Origin of the sequence: Pseudomonas yamanorum, from assembly GCF_013386765.1 — a bacterium.
Lineage (GTDB): Bacteria > Pseudomonadota > Gammaproteobacteria > Pseudomonadales > Pseudomonadaceae > Aquipseudomonas > Aquipseudomonas yamanorum_A.
In genome coordinates this window covers 105,901-130,350 of record NZ_JACARE010000018.1, presented here as the reverse complement: position 1 = coordinate 130,350, position 24,450 = coordinate 105,901, and the positions used below count along the sequence as shown (strand labels likewise).

Annotated in this window: 21 protein-coding genes; 8 read left to right on the top strand and 13 right to left on the bottom strand. The window is 57.7% G+C overall.

Translation table 11 applies throughout. From position 1 onward, the window contains the following. Positions 1–9: 9 nt before the first annotated feature. From HX875_RS13925 to rpmH, 8 genes are all read right to left on the bottom strand, one after another. The gene (locus HX875_RS13925; RefSeq protein ID WP_003213559.1) at positions 10–807 is read right to left on the bottom strand and encodes a ParA family protein; all 798 of its coding nucleotides are present in this window, start codon (positions 805–807) and stop codon (positions 10–12) included. Positions 808–825: 18 nt separating this feature from the next. Next, the gene (rsmG, locus tag HX875_RS13920) at positions 826–1,470 is read right to left on the bottom strand and encodes a 16S rRNA (guanine(527)-N(7))-methyltransferase RsmG (RefSeq protein WP_003213561.1); all 645 of its coding nucleotides are present in this window, start codon (positions 1,468–1,470) and stop codon (positions 826–828) included. Next, positions 1,467–3,359 (bottom strand): tRNA uridine-5-carboxymethylaminomethyl(34) synthesis enzyme MnmG, encoded by a 1,893-nt coding sequence (mnmG, locus tag HX875_RS13915; RefSeq protein WP_177043612.1) that lies wholly within the window; start codon positions 3,357–3,359, stop codon positions 1,467–1,469. The genes rsmG and mnmG overlap by 4 nt, the downstream gene beginning before the upstream one ends. A gap of 551 nt (positions 3,360–3,910) precedes the next feature. Further along, complete coding sequence (mnmE, locus tag HX875_RS13910) at positions 3,911–5,281, bottom strand: tRNA uridine-5-carboxymethylaminomethyl(34) synthesis GTPase MnmE (RefSeq protein ID WP_177043611.1); 1,371 nt, start codon at positions 5,279–5,281, stop codon at positions 3,911–3,913. Between the two features lie 80 nt (positions 5,282–5,361). Further along, positions 5,362–7,044 (bottom strand): membrane protein insertase YidC, encoded by a 1,683-nt coding sequence (gene yidC / locus HX875_RS13905; RefSeq protein ID WP_003213572.1) that lies wholly within the window; start codon positions 7,042–7,044, stop codon positions 5,362–5,364. Between the two features lie 2 nt (positions 7,045–7,046). Further along, the gene (gene yidD, locus HX875_RS13900; RefSeq protein ID WP_003213574.1) at positions 7,047–7,292 is read right to left on the bottom strand and encodes a membrane protein insertion efficiency factor YidD; all 246 of its coding nucleotides are present in this window, start codon (positions 7,290–7,292) and stop codon (positions 7,047–7,049) included. Beyond that, entirely contained in the window at positions 7,285–7,689 is a 405-nt protein-coding gene (gene rnpA, locus HX875_RS13895) for a ribonuclease P protein component (protein ID WP_256390017.1), read from the bottom strand. Before rnpA ends, yidD begins: the two co-directional genes overlap by 8 nt. A 16-nt stretch (positions 7,690–7,705) precedes the next feature. Then, positions 7,706–7,840: a 50S ribosomal protein L34 gene (rpmH, locus tag HX875_RS13890; protein ID WP_003213577.1), complete on the bottom strand. Its 135-nt coding sequence runs from the start codon at positions 7,838–7,840 to the stop codon at positions 7,706–7,708. A gap of 585 nt (positions 7,841–8,425) precedes the next feature. Here rpmH and dnaA point away from each other — a divergent pair. From dnaA to gyrB, 4 genes are read left to right on the top strand one after another with little or no spacing between them, the layout of a single operon-like run. Next, entirely contained in the window at positions 8,426–9,946 is a 1,521-nt protein-coding gene (gene dnaA / locus HX875_RS13885; RefSeq protein WP_032868695.1) for a chromosomal replication initiator protein DnaA, read from the top strand. A 39-nt stretch (positions 9,947–9,985) separates the two neighbouring features. Continuing rightward, positions 9,986–11,089, top strand: coding sequence for a DNA polymerase III subunit beta (gene dnaN, locus HX875_RS13880; RefSeq protein ID WP_003213582.1), 1,104 nt, complete (start codon positions 9,986–9,988; stop codon positions 11,087–11,089). A 20-nt stretch (positions 11,090–11,109) separates the two neighbouring features. Then, entirely contained in the window at positions 11,110–12,213 is a 1,104-nt protein-coding gene (recF, locus tag HX875_RS13875) for a DNA replication/repair protein RecF (protein WP_003213585.1), read from the top strand. A 4-nt stretch (positions 12,214–12,217) separates the two neighbouring features. Continuing rightward, complete coding sequence (gene gyrB / locus HX875_RS13870) at positions 12,218–14,641, top strand: DNA topoisomerase (ATP-hydrolyzing) subunit B (protein WP_177043609.1); 2,424 nt, start codon at positions 12,218–12,220, stop codon at positions 14,639–14,641. 97 nt (positions 14,642–14,738) lie between these two features. Here the strand turns inward: gyrB and HX875_RS13865 are convergent, their stop codons facing one another. Then, positions 14,739–15,461: a response regulator transcription factor gene (locus tag HX875_RS13865; protein ID WP_177043608.1), complete on the bottom strand. Its 723-nt coding sequence runs from the start codon at positions 15,459–15,461 to the stop codon at positions 14,739–14,741. 173 nt (positions 15,462–15,634) lie between these two features. Between HX875_RS13865 and HX875_RS13860 the strand changes: the two genes are divergently transcribed. The 4 genes from HX875_RS13860 to HX875_RS13845 all read left to right on the top strand — a co-directional run bounded on the left by HX875_RS13860 (position 15,635) and on the right by HX875_RS13845 (position 19,797). Further along, complete coding sequence (locus HX875_RS13860) at positions 15,635–15,886, top strand: hypothetical protein (RefSeq protein ID WP_177043607.1); 252 nt, start codon at positions 15,635–15,637, stop codon at positions 15,884–15,886. Between the two features lie 277 nt (positions 15,887–16,163). Next, positions 16,164–17,150, top strand: coding sequence for a FecR family protein (locus HX875_RS13855; protein WP_256348098.1), 987 nt, complete (start codon positions 16,164–16,166; stop codon positions 17,148–17,150). 18 nt (positions 17,151–17,168) lie between these two features. Then, positions 17,169–19,472 (top strand): CHASE2 domain-containing protein, encoded by a 2,304-nt coding sequence (locus HX875_RS13850; RefSeq protein WP_177043605.1) that lies wholly within the window; start codon positions 17,169–17,171, stop codon positions 19,470–19,472. 49 nt (positions 19,473–19,521) lie between these two features. Then, entirely contained in the window at positions 19,522–19,797 is a 276-nt protein-coding gene (locus HX875_RS13845) for a hypothetical protein (RefSeq protein ID WP_177043604.1), read from the top strand. Positions 19,798–20,024: 227 nt separating this feature from the next. Here the strand turns inward: HX875_RS13845 and HX875_RS13840 are convergent, their stop codons facing one another. The 4 genes from HX875_RS13840 to glyQ form a co-directional block, all read right to left on the bottom strand. Next, positions 20,025–20,795, bottom strand: coding sequence for a lysophospholipid acyltransferase family protein (locus HX875_RS13840; RefSeq protein WP_003213596.1), 771 nt, complete (start codon positions 20,793–20,795; stop codon positions 20,025–20,027). A gap of 84 nt (positions 20,796–20,879) precedes the next feature. Further along, a complete protein-coding gene (gene gmhB, locus HX875_RS13835; RefSeq protein ID WP_177043878.1) occupies positions 20,880–21,419 on the bottom strand; it encodes a D-glycero-beta-D-manno-heptose 1,7-bisphosphate 7-phosphatase in 540 nt (179 codons plus the stop codon). After that, entirely contained in the window at positions 21,419–23,473 is a 2,055-nt protein-coding gene (gene glyS / locus HX875_RS13830; protein ID WP_177043603.1) for a glycine--tRNA ligase subunit beta, read from the bottom strand. The genes gmhB and glyS overlap by 1 nt, the downstream gene beginning before the upstream one ends. Continuing rightward, entirely contained in the window at positions 23,470–24,423 is a 954-nt protein-coding gene (gene glyQ, locus HX875_RS13825; RefSeq protein ID WP_003213601.1) for a glycine--tRNA ligase subunit alpha, read from the bottom strand. The genes glyS and glyQ overlap by 4 nt, the downstream gene beginning before the upstream one ends. Positions 24,424–24,450: the final 27 nt, after the last annotated feature.

Below are 24,450 nucleotides of genomic sequence, written 5' to 3'. Positions count from 1 at the left end.
GGGGATTCCTTAAGTTGGCTGGGCTGCAGCGGTGCGTGAATTGCGGCGTTGACGACGAACCATCTCACCGGCCAGAGCCAGATAGGCAATGGCACCGCGGGATGACTTGTCATACGCCAGCGCGGGCATGCCATAGCTTGGCGCTTCGGCCAGGCGGATGTTGCGTGGAATCACGGTGTCGTAGAGCTGATCGCCGAAGTGTTCCTTGAGCTGTGCCGACACATCGTTCATCAGGCTCAGGCGCGGGTCATACATGGTCCGCAGCAGGCCTTCGATCTGCAGGTTCGGGTTGAGCAGCTCGGCGATACGCTTGATGTTATCCACAAGGTCGCTCAACCCTTCCAGTGCGAAGTACTCGCACTGCATGGGGATAATCACCCCGTCGGCGGCGACCAATGCGTTCAGTGTCAGCATCGACAGCGAGGGCGGGCAGTCGATCAAAATGTAGTCGTAATTCTCGCGGATCGGCGCCAGGGCGCTGCGCAGACGGCTTTCTTTCATCTGCATTTCCAGCAGCACCACTTCCGCCGCGGTCAAATCGCGGTTGGCCGGCAGCAGTTGGTAACCGCCGTGCTCGGAAAAGTGCATGGCCTGGGCCAGGTCGCACTCGCCAATCAGCAAGTCATAGACCGAGTTTTCCAGGCCGTGTTTATCCACACCGCTACCCATGGTGGCGTTGCCCTGTGGATCGAGATCGATCAACAGCACCCGACGCTTGGTAGCGACCAGGGATGCTGCGAGGTTGATGCAGGTGGTGGTTTTGCCCACGCCACCTTTCTGGTTCGCTATCGCGAATACCTTAGCCATTCTTGCTTGTGTTCCCAATCATGCCGTGCGGCGCAGTATCAGCAGATGGCGTTGGCCTTGGCAACCGGGTACGGCCAAGGCGTGTTCGCTATCGAGGTGGAAGTCTGCCGGCAATGCTAACAGCTCGTCGCTTGGATGAACGCCCTTCATTGCCAGCCAACGGGTGTCGCGGTCGCCGAGGTGGCGGGTCCAGTTGCTGAAGTTCTCCATGCTGCTGAAAGCCCGGGAAACAATTCCGTTGAAAGGCTGTTCAGGCGTGAAGGCTTCGACGCGACTGTGGATAACTTGCAGGTTATCCAGCTTGAGTTCGAGTTTGACCTGGGTCAGGAAGCGGGTTTTCTTGCCGTTGCTGTCCAGGCACGTCACTTGCGACTCGGGAAACAGGATCGCCAGCGGGATGCCGGGCATACCGCCACCGCTGCCAACATCGAGCCAGCGGCCGTTTTCGATAAACGGCATCACGCTGAGACTGTCGAGCAGATGGCGAGAAACCATTTCGTCCGGGTCACGCACTGCAGTGAGGTTGTAAGCCTTGTTCCATTTGATCAACAGGGCCAGATAACCCAGTAGCAACTCGTGCTGGGCTTCGGTCAGGTTGACGCCAAGCTGGCGAGCACCTGTGGATAACTCTTCGGCGTGTTGCGAGGTGACCAACGAACTCAAGCGCTTTGCTCCAACTGACGGCCCGCGCCGCGTTTTTTCAAATGAATCATCAACAGCGAAATGGCTGCCGGCGTGACGCCCGGGATACGTGAAGCCTGGCCCAGGGTCTCTGGTCGAGTTATCCCCAGCTTGCTTTGAATCTCTTTCGACAGGCCGGAAATATTTGTGTAATCGATATCCACAGGCAGCTTGGTGTCTTCACTGGCCCGCAGACGAGCGATCTCATCCTGCTGACGGTCAATGTAACCGGCGTATTTGGTCTTGATTTCGACCTGCTCGGCGACCTGTGGATCTTCTGCCCCACCGCCCGTTACCGAGATCAGACCAGCGTAGTCGATTTCCGGACGCGACAGCAGATTCAGCAAGTTGTACTCGTGAGTCAGCGGCGTGCCGAATTTCTCGGCAATCGCATCGCCTTGCTCGGTGCCCGGACGAACCCAGGTACTTTTCAGGCGTTGCTCTTCCAGTTCGATGCTTTCGCGCTTTTTGCAGAAGGCAGCCCAACGCGCGTCGTCGACCAAGCCCAGCTCGCGACCTTTTTCGGTCAAGCGCAGGTCGGCGTTGTCTTCCCGCAGGATCAGGCGATATTCGGCCCGGGACGTAAACATCCGGTACGGTTCCTGGGTGCCGAGGGTGATCAGGTCGTCGACCAACACACCGATGTACGCCTCATCGCGACGCGGGCACCAGCTGTCTTTGCCCTGTGCACGCAGTGCGGCGTTGGCTCCGGCCAGCAAACCCTGGGCGCCGGCTTCTTCGTAACCGGTGGTGCCGTTGATTTGTCCAGCGAAGAACAAACCGCCGATCACCTTGGTTTCCAGGCTGTATTTCAAGTCACGCGGGTCGAAGTAGTCGTACTCGATGGCATAGCCAGGCCGCACGATGTGCGCATTTTCCATACCGCGAATCGACTGCACGATCTGGATTTGCACGTCGAACGGCAAGGAAGTGGAAATCCCGTTCGGATACAGCTCGTGGGTAGTCAAACCTTCCGGCTCGATGAAGACCTGGTGGCTTTCCTTGTCGGCAAAGCGATGGATCTTGTCTTCGATCGACGGGCAATAGCGTGGCCCAATGCCTTCGATCACACCGGAATACATCGGCGAACGGTCGAGGTTCGCGGCAATGATTTCGTGGGTTCGGGCGTTGGTGTGGGTAATCCAGCAACTGACCTGTTTCGGATGCTGTTCCTTGGAGCCCATGAACGACATGACCGGGATCGGTGTGTCGCCGGCTTGCTCAGTCATCACCGAGAAATCCACCGAACGGCCATCGATACGTGGCGGCGTGCCGGTTTTCAGGCGACCAACGCGCAGTGGCAGTTCGCGAAGGCGTTGTGCCAAGGCGATTGACGGCGGATCACCAGCGCGGCCACCGGAATAGTTCTGCATACCGATGTGGATAAGTCCACCGAGGAACGTACCGGTGGTCAACACCACGGATTCTGCGAAGAAACGCAGGCCCATTTGGGTGACAACACCGCGTACCTGGTCCTGCTCGACGATCAGGTCATCGGCTGCCTGTTGAAATATCCACAGGTTCGGCTGGTTTTCCAGGGTTTCGCGGACAGCGGCCTTGTACAGGATCCGGTCGGCTTGAGCACGAGTGGCTCGCACGGCCGGGCCTTTGCGGCTGTTCAACACGCGAAATTGAATACCACCTTTGTCGGTAGCCATGGCCATCGCGCCGCCCAGGGCATCGATTTCCTTGACCAGGTGGCTTTTGCCAATCCCGCCAATCGCGGGGTTGCAGCTCATGGCACCGAGGGTTTCCACGTTATGCGTCAGCAACAGGGTTTTTGCCCCCATGCGTGCTGACGCCAGTGCTGCCTCGGTACCGGCATGACCGCCGCCGATGACGATCACTTCAAAACGGGAAGGGAAATCCACCACGCACCTCGTGCCTGCTTCTGTAGGTAATTAGGAATGAGCGTTCGAGATCAGGTTTTCGAACGAGTCGGCAAGTATAGGGACTTCGCCCTTCCTAAAGAACCCTTTGCACAAAATTTAACCAGCTGTGGATGAATCACGAACAATAGAAATTAAAAGAGAGAAATTTATTAAATCTTTGTTTTTATGTTTATTTCTACTGAGGCATGTTTCTGTGGATAGATCGCTACAGGCCTTTATTTACTTTATGTACAGAGATTCAAAAGTCTGTGGTTAGGTGCCAAGGAGGCCCTTGGATAAGTGGTGTAAGCCTGTGGATTAAACAGGTGGTTATCCACAGAGGGGTTTTTACTCAGGTTTTACGCCCTGTTATCAACTGGGCACAGGGGCGGTTATTCACAGGGCTTAATCCACAGAAAAGCGTCAAATGAGGCAAATCCCGGACGTAGGAAAGCCGTCGCGACGTTCGCGTTATTCAGAAAAAAGAATTGAATGCCCTGAAACGGGCAGAACAGACAGGCCCGAATGGCCTGTCTGGGGAACGGTAAACGTTATTTACCGATGCAGAAGCTGGAAAAGATCCGTCCCAGCAGATCATCGGAGCTGAAAGCACCGGTAATCTCGCCCAATAACTGTTGAGCCTGGCGCAGATCTTCAGCCAGCAGCTCACCAGCACCTGCCAGGGTCAACTGTGCCCGACCGTGCTCCAGGGCTGTGCTAGCATGCCGCAGCGCTTCCAGGTGCCTGCGGCGAGCACTGAAGCTGCTTTCGGAGGTCTGCTCGTAACCCATACAGGCCTTCAGGTGGTCGCGCAGCAACTCCAGGCCATCCCCTGCCGACTTGGCGCTGAGGCTGATGGTGACGTGGCCATCCTCGCTGACTTCCAGGGCGATTGCTTCGCCCGTCAGGTCAGCCTTGTTACGAATCAGCGTGACCTTGGCCGGGTCTGGCCGTTGTTCGAGGAATTCTGGCCACAGTGCGAACGGGTCCGCAGCTTCCGGCGCGGTGGCATCAACCACCAGCAGTACGCGATCGGCTTCAGCGATTGCCTTCAACGCGCGTTCTACTCCGATCTTCTCCACCTGGTCATCGGTGTCACGCAGCCCGGCCGTGTCCACGACATGCAGTGGCATCCCATCGATGTGGATATGTTCGCGCAAGATATCCCGTGTAGTGCCGGCAATCTCGGTAACGATGGCCGCTTCGCGTCCGGCCAGGGCATTGAGGAGGCTCGACTTGCCAGCGTTGGGCCGGCCGGCAATCACCACGGTCATACCGTCGCGCAGCAAGGCTCCTTGCCCGGCTTCACGCAGTACTGTGGATAACTCCTCACGGACTTTATCCAGCATCGCGAGGACATGGCCATCGGCGAGGAAGTCGATTTCTTCCTCGGGGAAATCAATCGCCGCTTCTACGTAGATGCGCAAGCTGATCAACTGCTCGGTGAGGTTATGCACACGCAGGGAAAACGCACCCTGCAATGAACGCAACGCATTACGCGCGGCTTGTGCAGAACTGGCTTCGATCAGGTCGGCAATCGCTTCGGCCTGGGCCAGGTCGAGCTTGTCGTTGAGGAACGCGCGCTCGCTGAATTCGCCCGGGCGTGCCTGGCGGCAACCCAGTTGAAGACAACGCTGCAGCAGCATATCCAGAACGATCGGGCCGCCGTGGCCTTGCAGTTCAAGCACATCTTCGCCGGTAAATGAGTTCGGGCCCGGGAAATAAAGGGCAATCCCTTCGTCCAGAACCTCTTCTTCGGCGCCTAGAAAAGGCCCGTAATGCGCATACCGAGGCTTCAGCTCCCGCCCACTGATGGCCTGGGCCGCCACGCCGGCGAGCGGCCCGGAAATACGAACGATACCGACACCACCACGACCTTGAGCGGTGGCGACAGCGGCGATGGTTTCACGAGGAGCGCTCATGGCGGGTACCCGGATAAAAGTGACGGAAAGCAAAACGCCCCACTAGGGGGCGTCTTGAGTGGTGTTATCCACAGAGTAAATTACGCCTCGGCTTTTTTGGTAGCCGCTTCGATTTTACGTGTGATGTACCACTGTTGAGAGATCGACAGGCAGTTGTTGACCACCCAGTACAGCACCAGACCAGCCGGGAACCACAGGAAGAAGAAGGTGAAGATGATTGGCATCATTTTCATTACCTTGGCCTGCATCGGGTCCGGCGGAGTCGGGTTCAGACGCTGCTGGATGAACATGGTCGCGCCCATGATGATCGGCAGGATAAAGAACGGGTCTTTGATCGACAGGTCAGTTATCCACAGCATGAACGGTGCCTGACGCATTTCCACGCTTTCCAGGAGAACCCAGTACAGCGACAGGAATACCGGCATCTGCACCAGAATCGGCAAGCATCCACCCAGCGGGTTGATCTTCTCTTTCTTGTACAGCTCCATCATGGCCTGCGACATTTTCTGCCGGTCATCGCCATGTTGTTCTTTCAGCGCGGCCAGTTTCGGGGCCACGGCACGCATACGCGCCATCGACTTGTAGCTGGCAGCCGACAGTGGGAAGAAGATCCCCTTGATCAGCATGGTCAGCAGGATGATCGAGAAACCCCAGTTACCCACAATGCTGTGGATATGTTGCAGCAGCCAGAAGATCGGCTGGGCAATGAACCAGAGAATGCCGTAATCCACAGTCAGTTCCAGACCTGGGGATAACTCTTTGAGGACTGCCTGGCTTTTCGGGCCGGCATACAGCGTAGCGCTGGCTTCAGCCTTGGCACCCGGAGCGACGGTCAACGTCGGGCCAGTAAAGCCAATGATGTAGTTGCCCTGGCTGTCTTTGCGGGTTTGAACCAGGTTCGCATCACCCTTGTTCGGGATCCATGCGGTCACGAAGTAGTGTTGCAACCAGGCAACCCAGCCACCTTGGACTGTTTCTTTCAGCGCGCCCTTGTCGATATCTTTCATCGACACTTTTTTGTACGGCTCGCTACTTGTCCACAGGGCTGCGCCCAGGTAAGTCGCGGTGCCGGTGGCGGTGCTGGAAGAAGGATCGGCGCTGTTGTCGCGCTTGAGCTGGGCAAACAGGTTGCCAGTCCACGGCTTCGCGCTTTCGTTGTCGATCAGATAGGTGACTTTCAGATCGTACAAACCGCGGGTGAAGCTGAAACGCTTGATGTAGTTGACGCCGTCGTGACTGAATTTCAGGTCGACGTTCAACTGGTTCTGGCCATCAGCCAGTTGATAAGTCTTCTGTTCGGTCGAATAAACCGGACGACCGGTAGCACGAGCATCCGGACCGTCAGTGCCGGTCAGGCCACTTTGCGCCAGATATACACGTTCGCCGCCGTTATCGAACAGCTGGAACGGAACATCCGGATGGTCTTGGCGACGTGGATACAGCGGCAGCTTCAGCTGGGCGATATCACCACCTTGTGGATCGATAGCCAGGTCCAGTACATCCGTTTTTACGTGGATGAGGTCTTTATTGGTGACGACCGGGGTTTCTACCGGGGTGCTGGTATCGGCATTCGCGCTGGGTACATCGGCACTGGCGGCAGCATTGTTACCCAGTGGCGTGTCCGGAATAGCCGGCGCCGACTGATTGGTAGCAACATTCTGAGTCGGCAGGGCAGCTTGGCCATAATCCTGGTTCCACTTAAGAACCATAGAGTAGGACACGATTGCCAGGGCGACGATCAGGATCGTGCGTTTAATATCCATGATTACTCGGCCATCGAAGAAGAACGGGAGGTAGGGATAGGTGGAACCGGGTCATAACCACCGGGATTCCACGGATGACAGCGACCTAAACGACGAAAGGTCAGCCAGCCACCGCGCAGAAGGCCATGATTTTCTATGGCTTCCAACGCGTAGCAGGAACAACTGGGGTAGAAACGACAGTGATTTGCCATCAGGGGACTAATGGCATAGCGGTAAAACTGGATCGGAACGAGTGCCAGTTTACGCATCAGTACTGTCTACCCCTACAGTTTCGGTGCTGACAGCTGGTGTTGGCTTGTTGGTACGAGCCAAACGTTTCCAGAGCTTGCCGAAATGCTGAATCAATTCGGGGTTTTCTACGTCCCCCAAGCCTTTGCGCGCGACGATAACAATATCCCAACCAACCAGAGTCTCCTGGTGGAGGCGAAACGATTCGCGCATCAGACGCTTGAGGCGATTGCGCTCAACGGAGAGCTTTACGCTCTTCTTGCCGATCACCAACCCGAGACGGGGGTGATCCAGATCGTTGTTACGCGCAAGGAGCAGGAGATTTTTCCCCGGAACCTTGCCGGTGGGGGAGTCAAAGACTGCCTTGAAATGCCGGGGGGTTAGCAGACGCTTTTCCCGACTGAAGTCCTGACTCACCACCAGTACCGGATTATCAAACTGCCAGACGCGCACGACCTTTGGCGCGGCGACGCGACAGGACAGCACGGCCGTTCTTGGTGGCCATGCGAGCACGGAAGCCGTGAGTACGGGCGCGTTTGATGGTGCTTGGTTGGAAAGTACGTTTCATGGCGTGTTACCTGGTTCGTCCACAACGGGCCGGAATGGCCCCCGTTTTAAGAGACCGGCGATTCTAGAGAAAGCAAGCCTCTAGGTCAATTTCCAACCAGCTTTTCCTTTAATTAGATCTCTGGAGGCATTTGAACCGAATCCGTGCGGTTCGGCTTTCACGAGCAATGCCATAGATATAAAAATAAAGAAGGAAGTTATTTAAAGCTTTTCTGTAAAGCTTATAAAAGCTAGGGAGGCGATCTTCTGTGGATAACTACCTTCAGCCCATATTCCACGTGATGTACAGAGAATGACAACACGGGGGAGAAACGGTGCTCTGCCTGTGCTGCGCTATCGGATAAGCTGTGTGTGGAATGGCTACTTATCCACAGGCCAGTTACCCACAGACTTTCGACCCCACTTGTACAACGGGCTTAGGGTCGCTTATCCACAGAGCTTATGCACAGACCATTTGTCGCCTTTTTTACGGTTAAGGCATTGATTCTTGGCACCCTGTGAGCAACCTACATGTGGATAAGTGGACGGCTGGCCGCTACAATGGCGGCTGTTTTTGCCTCACCGGCTTTCAACTTAGGGGATATCCGTGTCAGTGGAACTTTGGCAGCAGTGCGTGGAGCTTTTGCGCGATGAGCTGCCTGCCCAGCAATTCAACACCTGGATCCGTCCGCTACAGGTCGAAGCCGAAGGCGACGAGTTGCGTGTCTACGCACCCAATCGTTTTGTTCTAGACTGGGTCAACGAGAAATACCTGAGCCGCGTTCTCGAATTGCTCGACGAACACGGCAACGGGCTTGCTCCGGTACTCTCCTTATTAATAGGCAGCAAACGCAGCTCGGCACCTCGTGCTGCGCCGAATGCACCGCTGGCAGCGAGTGCTTCGCAGGCTCAGGCTGCGGCGGCACCTGTTAATAACTCGCCAGCACCGGTTGCCCAGACGCCTTCGAAATCCTCGTCGCAGAAAAACGCGCCTATAAATGAAGAGCCGTCCCGCGACAGCTTTGACCCAATGGCCGGCGCCAGCTCCCAACAGGCTCCGGTTCGTGCTGAACAGCGCACCGTCCAGGTAGAAGGTGCGCTCAAGCACACCAGTTACCTGAACCGCACGTTCACCTTTGAGAACTTTGTCGAAGGTAAATCCAACCAGTTGGCCCGTGCGGCTGCCTGGCAGGTCGCCGACAACCCCAAGCACGGTTACAACCCGCTCTTCCTTTATGGCGGCGTTGGCTTGGGTAAAACTCACTTGATGCACGCTGTGGGTAACCACCTGTTAAAGAAGAACCCGAACGCCAAGGTTGTGTACCTGCACTCGGAGCGCTTCGTGGCCGACATGGTCAAGGCGCTGCAGCTCAACGCAATCAACGAGTTCAAACGGTTCTACCGTTCCGTTGATGCCTTGCTCATCGATGACATTCAATTCTTCGCCCGCAAGGAACGTTCCCAGGAAGAGTTTTTCCACACGTTCAACGCACTGCTCGAAGGCGGCCAACAGGTCATCTTGACCAGTGACCGCTATCCGAAGGAAATCGAAGGTCTGGAAGAGCGTCTGAAGTCGCGCTTCGGCTGGGGCCTGACCGTTGCGGTAGAGCCGCCGGAGCTGGAAACCCGCGTCGCAATCCTGATGAAGAAGGCCGACCAGGCTAAAGTCGATCTGCCTCATGACGCCGCGTTCTTCATCGCCCAGCGCATTCGTTCCAACGTGCGTGAGCTGGAAGGCGCGCTCAAGCGGGTCATCGCTCACTCGCACTTCATGGGCCGCGACATCACCATCGAGCTGATTCGCGAATCCCTGAAAGACCTGCTGGCGTTGCAAGACAAGCTGGTGAGTGTGGATAACATCCAGCGCACCGTGGCCGAGTACTACAAGATCAAGATTTCCGACCTGCTGTCCAAGCGCCGTTCGCGCTCGGTGGCACGTCCCCGTCAGGTGGCGATGGCGCTCTCCAAAGAGCTGACCAACCATAGCCTGCCGGAAATTGGTGATGTGTTTGGCGGTCGCGACCACACCACGGTCTTGCACGCGTGCCGCAAGATCAACGAACTTAAGGAATCCGACGCGGATATTCGCGAGGACTACAAGAACCTGCTGCGTACACTGACTACTTGATGAACACCAGCGCAGCTTATTAAGGCAAGGGACTAGACCATGCATTTCACCATTCAACGCGAAGCCCTGTTGAAACCCCTGCAACTGGTCGCAGGCGTCGTCGAGCGCCGACAGACCTTGCCGGTGCTTTCCAACGTATTGCTGGTTGTAGAAGGCCAGCAACTGTCCTTGACCGGTACCGACCTGGAAGTCGAGCTGGTCGGCCGTGTCCAGCTGGAAGAGCCCGCCGAACCGGGCGAGATCACCGTGCCGGCGCGCAAGCTGATGGACATCTGCAAAAGCCTGCCCAACGACGCGCTGATCGACATCAAGGTTGATGAGCAGAAGCTGGTGGTGAAGGCCGGTCGCAGCCGCTTCACGCTGTCGACTTTGCCTGCCAACGACTTCCCGACCGTGGAAGAAGGTCCTGGCTCGCTGACCTGCAGCCTGGAGCAAAGCCGACTGCGCCGTTTGATCGAGCGCACCAGCTTCGCCATGGCCCAGCAGGACGTGCGTTACTACCTCAACGGCATGCTGCTGGAAGTCTCTGAAGGCATCATCCGCGCCGTCGCCACCGACGGTCACCGTCTGGCTATGTGCTCGATGAAAGCCGATATCGGTCAGCCGGATCGCCATCAGGTTATCGTGCCGCGTAAAGGTATCCTGGAACTGGCCCGCTTGCTGACCGAGCCGGACGGCAATGTCAGCATCGTGTTGGGTCAGCACCATATCCGCGCGACCACCGGCGAGTTCACCTTCACGTCCAAGCTGGTTGACGGCAAGTTCCCGGATTACGAGCGCGTGCTGCCTAAAGGTGGCGACAAACTGGTGATCGGCGATCGTCAGGCCCTGCGTGAAGCGTTCAGCCGTACTGCGATTCTTTCCAACGAGAAGTACCGCGGTATTCGCCTGCAATTGGCCAACGGCCAACTGAAAATCCAGGCGAACAACCCGGAGCAGGAAGAGGCGGAAGAAGAAGTGGGCGTCGACTACAACGGCGGCAACCTGGAAATCGGCTTTAACGTCAGCTATTTGCTCGACGTGCTGGGCGTGATGACCACCGAACAGGTTCGTTTGATCCTGTCCGACTCCAACAGCAGCGCCCTGGTACAAGAATCCGACAACGATGACTCGGCTTACGTTGTCATGCCGATGCGCCTGTAATCATGTTCAGCAGAAGCTAGATGTCCCTCAGTCGTGTCTCGGTCACCGCGGTGCGCAATTTGCACCCGGTGACCTTCTCCCCCTCCCCCCGCATCAATATCCTCCACGGCGCCAACGGCAGTGGCAAAACCAGCGTGCTGGAAGCCATTCACCTGCTGGGGCTCGCCCGTTCCTTTCGCAGCGCCCGCCTATTACCGGTGATTCAGTACGAACAACTGGCGTGCACGGTATTTGGCCAAGTCGAATTGGCGGAAGGCGGTCACAGCAGCCTGGGGATATCTCGAGACCGGCAGGGAGAGTTTCAAATCCGCATTGACGGGCAAAACGCTCGCAGTGCCGCGCAACTGGCGGAAATTCTGCCGCTGCAACTGATCAACCCGGATAGCTTTCGCTTGCTGGAAGGTGCACCAAAGATCCGCAGACAATTCCTCGATTGGGGAGTGTTCCACGTGGAACCGCGTTTCATGGCCACTTGGCAGCGCCTGCAGAAGGCCCTGCGGCAGCGGAACTCATGGCTGCGGCATGGTACACTTGACGCCGCTTCGCAAGCTGCTTGGGACCGGGAACTGTGCCTGGCCAGCGCTGAAATAGATGAATACCGCCGTGCCTATATCAAAGCCTTGAAACCAGTCTTTGAGCAGACCTTGAGCGAGTTGCTTGAACTCGAGGGGCTGACGTTGAGCTACTACCGTGGTTGGGACAAAGACCGGGAACTGAGTGCAGTGCTCGCGACGTCCTTACAGCGGGATCAGCAAATTGGTCACACCCAGGCCGGACCACAACGGGCTGATTTGCGCCTTAGATTGGGCGCACATAATGCCGCGGATATCTTGTCCCGCGGTCAGCAAAAGTTGGTGGTCTGCGCCCTGCGTATCGCCCAAGGGCATCTGGTTAGCCAGGCCCGGCGCGGGCAGTGTATTTATCTGGTGGATGACTTGCCGTCCGAACTGGACGAGCAGCACCGCCGCGCGTTATGCCGCTTGTTGGAAGACTTACGCTGCCAGGTGTTTATCACCTGTGTAGACCACGAATTATTGAGGGAAGGCTGGCAGACGGAAACGCCAGTCGCTTTGTTCCACGTGGAACAAGGCCGTATCACCCAGACCCACGACCATCGGGAGTGAAGGCATGAGCGAAGAAAATACGAATACGTACGACTCGACCAGCATTAAAGTGCTTAAAGGTTTGGATGCCGTACGCAAACGTCCCGGTATGTACATCGGTGATACCGATGATGGCAGCGGTCTGCACCACATGGTGTTCGAGGTGGTCGATAACTCGATCGACGAAGCTTTGGCCGGTCACTGCGACGACATCAGCATCATCATCCACCCGGACGAATCCATTACCGTACGCGACAACGGTCGCGGCATTCCGGTAGATGTGCATAAAGAAGAAGGCGTTTCGGCGGCAGAGGTCATCATGACCGTGCTCCACGCCGGCGGTAAGTTCGACGATAACTCCTATAAAGTATCCGGCGGTCTGCACGGTGTAGGTGTTTCGGTAGTAAACGCCCTTTCCGAAGAGCTGATCCTGACCGTGCGCCGTAGCGGCAAGATCTGGGAACAGACTTATGTCCACGGTGTTCCACAGGAACCGATGAAAATCGTCGGTGACAGCGAAAGCACCGGTACGCAGATTCACTTCAAGCCTTCGGCTGATACCTTCAAAAACATCCACTTCAGCTGGGATATCCTGGCCAAGCGGATTCGTGAACTGTCCTTCCTCAACTCCGGTGTGGGTATCGTCCTCAAGGACGAGCGCAGCGGCAAGGAAGAGCTGTTCAAGTACGAAGGCGGCCTGCGTGCGTTCGTTGAATACCTGAACACCAACAAGACTGCGGTCAACCAGGTATTCCACTTCAACATCCAGCGTGAAGACGGCATTGGCGTTGAAATCGCCCTGCAGTGGAACGACAGCTTCAACGAGAACCTGTTGTGCTTCACCAACAATATTCCTCAGCGCGATGGCGGTACTCACCTGGTGGGTTTCCGTTCGGCACTGACGCGTAACCTGAACACCTATATCGAAGCGGAAGGCCTGGCGAAGAAGCACAAAGTCGCCACCACCGGTGACGATGCACGTGAAGGCCTGACTGCGATTATCTCGGTCAAGGTTCCGGATCCGAAGTTCAGCTCCCAAACCAAAGACAAGCTGGTGTCTTCCGAAGTGAAGACCGCGGTTGAACAGGAAATGGGCAAGTACTTCTCCGACTTCCTGCTGGAAAACCCGAACGAAGCCAAGCTGGTCGTCGGCAAGATGATCGATGCGGCGCGGGCTCGTGAAGCGGCGCGTAAAGCCCGTGAGATGACCCGTCGTAAAGGCGCACTGGATATCGCTGGCCTGCCAGGCAAACTGGCTGACTGCCAGGAGAAAGACCCTGCCCTTTCCGAACTGTACCTGGTGGAAGGTGACTCTGCTGGCGGTTCCGCCAAGCAGGGTCGTAACCGTCGCACCCAGGCCATCCTGCCGTTGAAGGGGAAGATCCTCAACGTCGAGAAGGCGCGTTTCGACAAGATGATTTCCTCGCAGGAAGTCGGCACCTTGATCACCGCTTTGGGCTGTGGCATCGGCCGCGATGAGTACAACATCGAGAAGCTGCGCTACCACAACATCATCATCATGACTGATGCTGACGTCGACGGTTCGCACATCCGTACCCTGCTGCTGACGTTCTTCTTCCGTCAGTTGCCGGAGCTGATCGAGCGCGGCTACATCTACATCGCCCAGCCGCCGCTGTACAAAGTGAAAAAGGGCAAGCAAGAGCAATACATCAAAGACGACGACGCCATGGAAGAGTACATGACGCAGTCGGCCCTGGAAGATGCGAGCCTGCACTTGAACGACGAAGCCCCGGGCATCTCCGGTGAAGCGTTGGAGCGCCTGGTAAACGACTTCCGCATGGTGATGAAGACCCTCAAGCGTTTGTCGCGCCTGTACCCTCAGGAGCTGACCGAGCACTTCATCTACCTGCCAGCCGTCACCCTGGAACAGCTGGGCGATCATGCACACATGCAGGATTGGCTGGCCCAGTACGAAGTGCGTCTGCGCACCGTTGAAAAATCTGGCCTGGTGTACAAAGCCAGCCTGCGTGAAGACCGTGAACGTAACGTCTGGCTGCCAGAGGTCGAACTGATCTCCCACGGCCTGTCGAACTACGTCACCTTCAACCGCGACTTCTTCGGCAGCAACGACTACAAGACGGTTGTCACCCTCGGCGCGCAACTGAGCACCCTGCTGGACGACGGTGCCTACATTCAGCGTGGCGAACGAAAGAAAGCCGTAAAAGAGTTCAAGGAAGCCCTGGACTGGCTGATGGCTGAAAGCACCAAGCGTCACACCATTCAGCGATACAAAGGTCTGGGCGAAATGAACCCGGATCAGCTGTGGGAAACCACCATGGACCCAGCTCAGCGTCGCATGTTGCGTGTGACCATCGAAGACGCCATTGGCGCGGACCAGATCTTCAACACCCTGATGGGTGATGCGGTCGAGCCTCGTCGTGACTTCATCGAGAGCAACGCCCTGGCGGTGTCCAACCTGGACTTCTGATCAGGTCGTAGCGCAAAACAAAAAAGGCCAACGCTTAGCGTTGGCCTTTTTTATTGGGTGGAAGACGGGGTTTTATAAATGCTCCACGTGGAACATCTCAATCCTCGGTAGCCGCCGTTACACTCTCCAACCGATATCCATACCCATAAATCGTCAGCAACTGCCAACCCCGATCCGCTGTCAGTCCCAGCTTATTCCGCAGCCGATAAATATGCGTATCCAGCGGCCGTGACGACACCATTTCCTCGTGAGTCCAAAACCGCTCATACAGGTACTCCCGCGACAACGGCCGGGCCAGGTTCTCGAACAGGCACCGAGCCAGGCGATACTCACGTTCCGTCAGGCTGATGGGTTTCCCTGCCCTGCTCACCGTGAGTTCAGCATCATCAAAGGTCAGGTCGTTGAAGGTCAACACTTCACTGGCCGCGGACTTTTGCAAACCGTGGCGCCGCAGAACGGCATTGACCCGTGCCTTCAGTTCATTGGGGCGAAACGGCTTGCTGACGTAATCATCCGCGCCACTGTTCAACGCCTGGACAATATCGCTCTCGGCATCGCGGCTGGTGAGCATGATGGCGGCAGGTGGCGCTTCCATGTGCTCGCGGGTCCAGCGCAGCAACGCCAGGCCGCTCAGGTCGGGCAGTTGCCAGTCCAGGATCAGCAGGTCGAAGGTTTCCCGGCGCAGTTGGCGTAGCAGGTCTTCTCCACGCTCGAAGCAGTGCAGGGTCCATGGCTGATCCGCAGCGCTGGGGATTTGTCGCAGTGTCTGTTCCACCCGCCGCAGTTCGGCAGGTTCGTCATCCAGTATTGCGACACGCATGGCAGGGTCCTTTCTTATTGAAGAATGCGGGCGTTGAATCTGAACAATTATGGCCAGATTCTCAGGCCCTCTGAATCTCTCGGTACGCTGATATCAAATGGCCGTAAGCCATTGGAAATCGTCAATACCCAAGCTGGGAAGATACCGGCTCGAGACCTTCAGGAAAAGGATCAATGGCAATCTGGTTTTATGCTGTTTCGAGACGTGAGGCCGTTCTGGAGAAGGTTAGTGTTTGGGGACGACTGGTGTTGGTGGTAGTGGCGGCAACCCTGGGGACTGAAACGGTGGGCGCATCCAAGCCGGTAACACCAGCGCCGTTCGATGAGCGTCAAACCTTGAGTGAGCCCGGTGATGGTATGGGCTTCGCCAGCTCACCGTTTCAGCAGCTCCGCGAACAGCAGCAGACCCAACGCTGGGTATTTTAAGTACCGCCAAATCTGAACAAATGTTGCGAATCGATCCGATGCACCTATGTTGTAGGTAAATTCGCTGTCGCTGGATGACACACGGATTGGGGCGAGGGAAGTGCTCCGACACAGGGACGTGTCATCTTCAGCATGGATCCCACTCCCCAGACATTTCGGCTATCGACCGCGATACCTCATCGAGTATCGTAGACGGTACTCAAGGTCTTCCCGCTGTAAGACGCTTCCTGAACGTGCTTTCTGATGCCCCATTAGAACTAGAATCTTGACGAGCGCCATGACCTTTTTCCCGTGCCGATTCCGCTTTGCCGTTTCTACCCTGTTGGGTTCTGGATTGATCGTTACGCTTGGCGTAGTGAGTCTGCCGGCCTTGGCACGTCCCGCCCCTCCCCGCGCGCCTTACATTGACGACAACCGGATGTGCCGCGCTCAGCCTCTTCCGGCGGTGGTGCAGCACTTGACGGGTGAAGCCTGGAAACTGGATGCCAAGGGTGTTTCCACTGTCCTGGAAGAAGGCATGCTCATCGATGAACAAGAGAGCGTAAAAACCTCACCGGCGGCGTTTGTCAGCCTGTTGCTGGGGGACGGTTCGCGTATTGTCTTGCCGTCCAGCTCCCAGGTCCGGCTGCATCTGGTCGAAGAACAATCCATCCCCCAGGTCATTCTTGAAGAAGGTCAGGTCGAGGCTTACGTGATCAAGCGTGCCAGCGACTATGACCGTTTCCAGATCATGACCCCGGTGGGCGTCCTGGGTGTACGCGGTACGCATTTCCGTGTGCGCAACGATGGCGAACAATCGCTGGTGGAAGTGCTCAATGGGCAAGTGGCGGTCAATCGTGATGATGCTCCAGCCACCCCGCGTCCCATCAAGAAAAAACCCATTACCGGTCCGGTGGCGGGTGAAGTGAAGGTCGGTGCCCGGCAGGGCCTGGCGTTCAAGAAACAAGGTGAACTCAAACCCGTGGAACTGCTTGATGCACCGCGGCTGGTCGGCCAGGACGGCCAAAAGGGTGACGCGCCTGTCTGGACTCTGTTCCTGCGGCCATTGGCCGGTGCCCAGCGGTACAGGGCTCAGGTCGCGACCGATAAGGAGTTTCTGAATATCAAGCAGGAAAACTTCTCCGATAAGCCACAAATGCGCTTCACTGGGCTGAAAGCATCGTTCTATCACGTTCGCTTGTCGGCCTATGATGAACACGGGCTGGAGGGAGAAACCGGCGTCTATGACATCTTCTATTACCCGCCTGCGACGCGTGTGCAATAGCGCTTCGGAAGCGTGCCGGTGAGGCTGTGGCACAGGGCTGAAAAGCGCCAGCCGACTCAGGCGCAGCGGCTGTTCAATGGGCTGGTGCGCGAATGGCTTTGGGTCAGCCTTTTGCTGTTGCCCATCACGGCGTTTCTGTCGCTGAGCCCAGGTCTGGCCCTCAATAATCTGTTGTATGACAGCCTGCGTCGCCTGGCACCGTTGTCGGTGGATCCCCGCATCCTGCTGGTAACCATTGATGACCGAAGCCTGAAAGAACTCGGCCAGTGGCCGTGGTCCCGGCGCGTACATGCCGACCTTCTGGATAGGCTGACTGCGGCCAAGCCTGCAGGCATTCTGTTTGATGTGATCTTCAGCGAGCCCGCCCGGGAGCCGGCGAATGACCTGCGCCTGGCCGAGGCGATGTGCAATGCCGGGACCGTCCTGTTGCCCTTGATCCGTGAAGGCACGCCCCGCTATGGCCAGCCTGTGGCGCAAATCCTGCCTGTGCTGCCGCTGCGTGACTGCGCCAGGAGTGTCGGCCATATCAATGTAGAAGCGGACAGTGACGGTATCGTTCGAAGCCTGTATTTGCGCGAAGGTCCGCCAGGGAATATGACGCCGCAGCTCGCCTGGCTGGCCTTTGAACTGAGCGGCCAGCAATCCGTGATGCCGGGCGCGCCTGGTCCATCGGACAGCGCCAACTGGCAGCGGGAAAATGTCATTCGAATTCCTTTCATTGCAAGTGGCGCCGGCTTCCCCAGCGTGCCGTATACCAGCGTATTACGTGGGGAGGTGCCGCCCGAGCTGCTGCGCGATCGCTTGATCCTGATCGGCGCTACTGCACCGGGCATGGGCGACCGTTATGTCACGCCGCTGTCGGCCAGCGTCGGTACCACGCCGGGCGTGGAGATCCAGGCAAACATCCTCAATGGCTTGCTGCAAGGGCGCAGCATCGTCGATCTGCCCGTGTGGATGACAACGCTGCTGGCCACCGCGATGGTCGCCTTGTTATTGGGCCTTCTGCTACTTCGCCCGCGTTATGCCCTGTGGCTGACCCTCGGTTGCATGGTCGCCGCGCTTCTCGGTTCATGGGGCCTGTTGCGCCTGGGCCATTGGTGGTCGCCGGCGGCGAGTCTGATTGGCATGCTACTCAGCTACCTGATCTGGAACTGGCGGCGCCTGAGCGTGATCCTGGCCTACTTCGGCTGGGAACTGGCACGCCTGGACAACGAGCCCAAAGTACTCCCTGAGCGCCGCCGGGCGCCCGCCAGCCAGGGCGATGTATTGCAGGGACGAATCTTCGCCCTTGAACAGGCGGTCAGCCGTACTCGGGACACTCGACGCTTTATGGCCGATGGCCTGGAGTGTTTGCCTGTAGCGACTTTGATTACCGACCCCAAGGGCAATATCCTGCTGGCCAACCGGATCGCCCGTGATGTGTTCGGCAACGAACTGGCGGCTGAAAATCTGTTGGAACAGCTCGCCGCTTTGGGTTATCCACCGCTGCAGGGCGGCTTTCGCCCTGCCCTGGCGGCGCTGGAAATCATCGAGTTTCGTGACACCCTGAATCGCAGCCTGCGCCTCGACCTGGCCCCACTGCTACCCGCAGACGGTGACGTGGCCCTGGGCTGGCTGCTGAGCCTCACAGACCTGAGTATCGAGCGCGACGCCCAGCAGCAGCGGGAAACCTTGCTGCGCTTTCTGTCCCACGACTTGCGTGCGCCGCATTCGGCGATCCTCGCCTTGTTGGATGTCCAGGACAGCGCCGCGCCGATATTTGCCCAGATCGAACAACAGGTCCGCCGTGCCCTCAACCTGACCGAATCATTCGTGCAACTGGCGAAAGCTGAATCTGACGGTTATCAGTTCCAGCCCAGCCTGTTCGCCATGCTGGTGCTGGATGCATTTGATCAAGTCGCGGTGCACGCGCAGTTGAAAGGTATACAGCTGGTTCACGACCTGGATGAAGACGGCGACGAGATGGTCTGGGCGGATCAATCGCTGCTCACCCGTGCCTTGTTCAATTTGTTGGAAAACGCTGTCAAATACAGCTCGTCTGGAACGAGGGTAACCTTGAGCTTGAATTGCTCGGACCAAGGGCTGAGATGCCGGATCAGCGATCAAGGCCCAGGTATTGCCCCTGAAGATTTGCCCGATTTGTTCATTCAATATCGGCGCTTTGATTCAGTGAAGGATGTGGAGGGTTTAGGATTGGGGCTGACGATGGTCAAGGCTGTAGTTGACCGACATCAAGGTCGGATCTTTTGTGAGAGCGTTGTCGGTAAAGGCACGACGTTCACACTCCTGTTTCCATTGTTAGAAGGGAAAGAATGGAACTGATCATGAGGCCTTCGCCACCCAAGTGCTCTGAAATGTCTTGGAGTAACTCATGAACGGTCCACATCTGTCGCTTTCTTCGCCTGCCCTTAATGCGCCGACTAACGTTGATATGCAGCAACCTCAACCACTGTCTCAACCGGTAATAAGCAACCAGGATCAGGCCCGGGGATTTGTGGCTGCCCTTGACCTCCGTTACAAAGATCAATTTTCCGGTGCGCTTGGAGATCTGGCGGCTAAAGTCAGCAATGGGAGCCTCGACGATGACAGTTTTCTAATGCTCACGCGGGCGATGGTTGATGCCAGTCAGAATGCGCTGTCTCGGTAAGAGCTTGCTGGTTTGCAGATCGCTTTGAAAAAAGCCATAAAAAAGCCCCATATCACAGATGTGGGGCTTTTTTTTATGACTTTAAATCGTCTCTGAGCGAGGCTGGGAAAAACTTATGCACCTTTTCCGCTGTTTTATGAGCTTGAGAAATATGTAATTAAATCAGCAGCCTATAAGCTAAAAAGCTCAATTCGCCAACAAACCGTACACAGGTTATCCACAGAAACTCAAATCACCGGCGTGTCGACCACGACCGGCTCCGGCGGCAGTGAACCCATGGCCCGTTGTTGCGCTTCATTCCATGCCTGGGCACGGTCGTTCAGCGCTGCAATCGCCCGTGGGCCTTCGCCTTCGGCATACATCGGTTCGCCAATGATCACGGTGATGGTGCCTTCCCGCTTGGCCCAGCCCGTCTTTGGCCAGAACTTGCCGGCGTTGTGGGCAATCGGCAACACCGGCAGGCCGGCGTTCACCGCCAAAGCTGTACCGCCACGTGAGAACTTGCCCACAGTGCCGTAGGGCACCCGCGTACCTTCCGGGAAGATCAGTACCCAGACGCCGTCCTTGAGCAGCTCGTCGCCCTTCTTTGCCACATGCTTGAGTGCGGCCTTGGGGTTGTCGCGGTCGATGGCGATCGGTCGCAGCATGGCCATGGCCCAGCCAAAGAACGGCACGTACAGCAGCTCACGCTTGAGCACCTGGCTCAGGGGCGAGAAGTACGCAGACAGGAAGAAGGTTTCCCAGGTGCTCTGGTGGTTCGACAGAATCACGCAAGGCTGGTCCGGGACGTTTTCGGCGCCTTTGATCTCGAAACGAATGTTCAGGAACACCTTGGTCAACCACAACGCGCAGTTGCACCAAAAGACGTTGATGAAACGATAGCGCGCCTTGAACGGCAGAAAAGGCGCGATAAAAAAGCTCAGGGTGCACCACAGAAAGGAACTGGTGCCCAGCAGCAGGTAAAAGAAGAAGGTTCTGATGGCCTGCAAAATCGACATGGCGGCATTTACCGTTGCGGGACAACGCCCGCCTGTTAAAAGCGCGCTCCCGAACAGTCCTTGGTCAGGAAGTCAGAAGGGCTGCTAGTTGTTGATAAGTTCTGCGGCAACCGCCGCCAGATCGTCAAAAATCAAGGTACCTACCGGCAGGGTTTTAGCCTGGGTCTTTTCGCCTTTCCCGGTTTTTACCAAAACTGGCTGAGAGTCGACGGCTTTGGCGGCTTCCAGGTCACCGAGGCTGTCCCCGACAAACCATAGACCCGCCAACGGCACGTTGTAATGTTCAGCAATAGTTTTAAGCATACCCGGTTTGGGCTTGCGGCAATCGCAGCCTTCGTCCGGGCCGTGGGGGCAATACACCACCAGCCCTACTTCACCGCCCTGCTCGGCCACCAGCGTGCGCAGGCGCGCGTGCATGGCGTCGAGGGTGGCGATGTCGTAGTAGCCGCGGGCGATGCCGGACTGGTTGGTGGCGATGGCCACCGTCCAGCCCGCTTTGCTCAACTGCGCGATGGCCTCGATCGAGCCGGGCAGTGGAATCCATTCCGCCACCGATTTGATGTAAGCGTCGGAGTCGTAATTGATCACTCCGTCCCGATCGAGAATCAGCAGTTTCAACATGATCAGCCCAGTACAGAAATGTCAGCGATATTGATGAACAGGCCACGCAGACGCGCCAGCATGGCGTAGCGGTTTTTCCGCACACCTGCGTCTTCGGCATTGATCATCACCGCTTCGAAGAACGCATCCACCGGCTCACGCAAAGTTGCGAGACGCGCCAGTGCTTCGGCGTAGTTGCGCTCGGCGATCAGCGGCTTCACTGCATTTTCTGCCTTGGCGATGGCCGAGTTCAGCGAGAACTCCTTGGCATCGGCGAACAGGCCCGGGTCGACTTCGGCATTGCCGAGGTTGTCGGCCTTGCTCAGCAGGTTCGACACACGCTTGTTCACGGCGGCCAGGGCATCGGCTTCCGGCAACTTGCGGAAGGCTTGTACGGCCTGCACGCGTTGGTCGAAGTCCAGCGCCGAACCCGGTTGCAGGGCACGCACCGACAGGTACACCGAAACGTCCACGCCTTCGTCTTCGTAACGCGCACGCAGGCGGTCGAACACGAACTCCAGCACTTGCTCGGCCAGGCCGGCTTGCTTGACCTTGGCACCGAACTGGCCGACAGCAAACACCACGGCCTGGGTCAGGTCGAGGTCGAGCTTCTTGTCGATCAGGATGCGCAGCACGCCCAGGGCTGCACGGCGCAGGGCATACGGGTCTTTGCTGCCGGTAGGCAACATGCCGATACCGAAGATACCGACGAGGGTATCCAGCTTGTCAGCGATGGCCACGGCCGCACCGGTGAGGGTGGTCGGCAGCTCGGCGCCAGCGCCGCGCGGCATGTACTGTTCGTTCAGCGCCAGGGCGACGTCGTCCGGCTCGCCGTCATTGAGGGCGTAGTAGTAACCGGCAACACCTTGCATTTCCGGGAACTCGCCGACCATCTCGGTGGCCAGGTCGCACTTGGACAGCAGGCCGGCACGCGCAGCCCAGGCAGCGTCGCCACCAATGCGTGGTGCAATGTAGGCCGCCAGCTTGGAAACCCGCACCGCCTTGTCGTAGACGCTGCCGAGTTTTTCCTGGAACACCACGTTTTGCAGGCGCAGGTTGAAGTCTTCGAGCTTCTGCTTCTTGTCTTGCTTGAAGAAGAACTCGGCGTCGGTCAGGCGCGGGCGAACGACTTTCTCGTTACCGGCGATGATCTGCTGCGGGTCCTTGCTTTCGATGTTGGCCACGGTGATGAAGCGCGGCAGCAACTTGCCGTCCACGTCCAGCAGGCAGAAATACTTCTGGTTGTCCTGCATGGTCGTGATCAGCGCTTCTTGCGGCACGTCGAGGAAACGTTCTTCGAACGAGCACACCAGCGGCACGGGCCACTCAACCAAAGCGGTCACTTCGTCCAGCAGGCTTGGCGGCACGATGGCGGTGCCTTCCTGCAGGCGGGCCAGCTCTTCGGTGCGCTTGCTGATCAGCTCGCGACGCTCATTGGCGTCCGCCAGCACGTAGGCGGCACGCAGGTCAGTGGCGTAGTTGGCCGGCGAGGTGATGCGCACGGCTTCAGGATGGTGGAAGCGATGACCACGGGAATCACGGCCTGCCTTCTGGGCGAGGATGGTGCAGTCGATGACCTGGTCACCGAGCAGCATCACCAGCCATTGGGTCGGACGCACGAACTCTTCCTTGCGCGCACCCCAGCGCATGCGCTTGGGGATAGGCAGGTCGTTCAGGGAGTCTTCGACGATGGTCGGCAACAGGCTGGCGGTCGGCTTGCCGGTGATCACCTGGCTGAAACGCAGTTTCGGACCGCTCTGGTCGATTTCGCTGAGCTCAACACCACACTTCTTGGCGAAACCCAGGGCGGCTTGAGTCGGGTTGCCTTCAGCATCGAAGGCGGCCTGGCGTGGCGGGCCGTCGAGGTTGATGCTGCGGTCCGGCTGCTGGGTTTCCAGTGCGGTGAGCAACACAGCCAGGCGGCGCGGCGCGGCGTAGACCTTCTTTGCAGCGAACTTCAGGCCAGCGGTCTGCAGGCCTTTTTCGATACCGGCCAGGAACGCATCGGCCAGGGTGTTGAGTGCCTTGGGTGGCAGCTCTTCGGTGCCCAGTTCAACCAGGAAATCTTGAGCACTCATTGTGCAGCCTCCAGCTTAGCCAACACTTCATCACGCAGGTCCGGGGTTGCCATCGGGAAGCCCAGCTTGGCGCGAGCCAGCAGGTAGGCTTGGGCGACGGAACGCGCCAGGGTGCGTACACGCAGGATGTATTGCTGGCGCGCGGTTACCGAGATGGCGCGGCGGGCGTCCAGCAGGTTGAAGGTGTGGGATGCCTTCAGAACCATTTCATAGCTCGGCAACGGCAGCGGCTGATCCAGTTCGATCAGGCGCTTGGCTTCGCTTTCATAGAAGTCGAACAGTTCGAACAGCTTCTCGACGTTGGCGTGTTCGAAGTTGTAGGTCGACTGCTCCACTTCGTTCTGGTGGAACACGTCGCCATAGGTGACCTTGCCGAACGGGCCGTCAGCCCACACCAGGTCGTAGACCGAATCCACGCCTTGCAGGTACATGGCCAGGCGCTCGAGACCGTAGGTGATCTCGCCGGTCACCGGGTAGCACTCGATGCCGCCGGCTTGCTGGAAGTAAGTGAACTGCGTCACTTCCATGCCGTTGAGCCAGACTTCCCAGCCCAGGCCCCAGGCGCCGAGGGTTGGCGATTCCCAGTTGTCTTCGACGAAACGGATGTCGTGAACCAGCGGGTCCAGGCCGACGTGTTTCAGCGAGCCGAGGTACAGCTCCTGGAAGTTGTCCGGGTTCGGCTTCAACACCACCTGGAACTGGTAGTAGTGCTGCAGGCGGTTCGGGTTTTCGCCGTAGCGGCCGTCAGTCGGGCGACGACTGGGCTGCACATAAGCGGCGTTCCAGGTTTCCGGGCCGATGGCCCGCAGGAAGGTAGCGGTGTGGAAAGTGCCGGCGCCTACTTCCATATCGTAGGGCTGAAGTACCACACAACCTTGCTCGGCCCAGTATTGCTGGAGGGCGAGGATCAAGTCTTGGAAGGTACGCACGGCTGGCGTAGGCTGGCTCACGAAATTCACCTGTTACTTGGGCTGCGA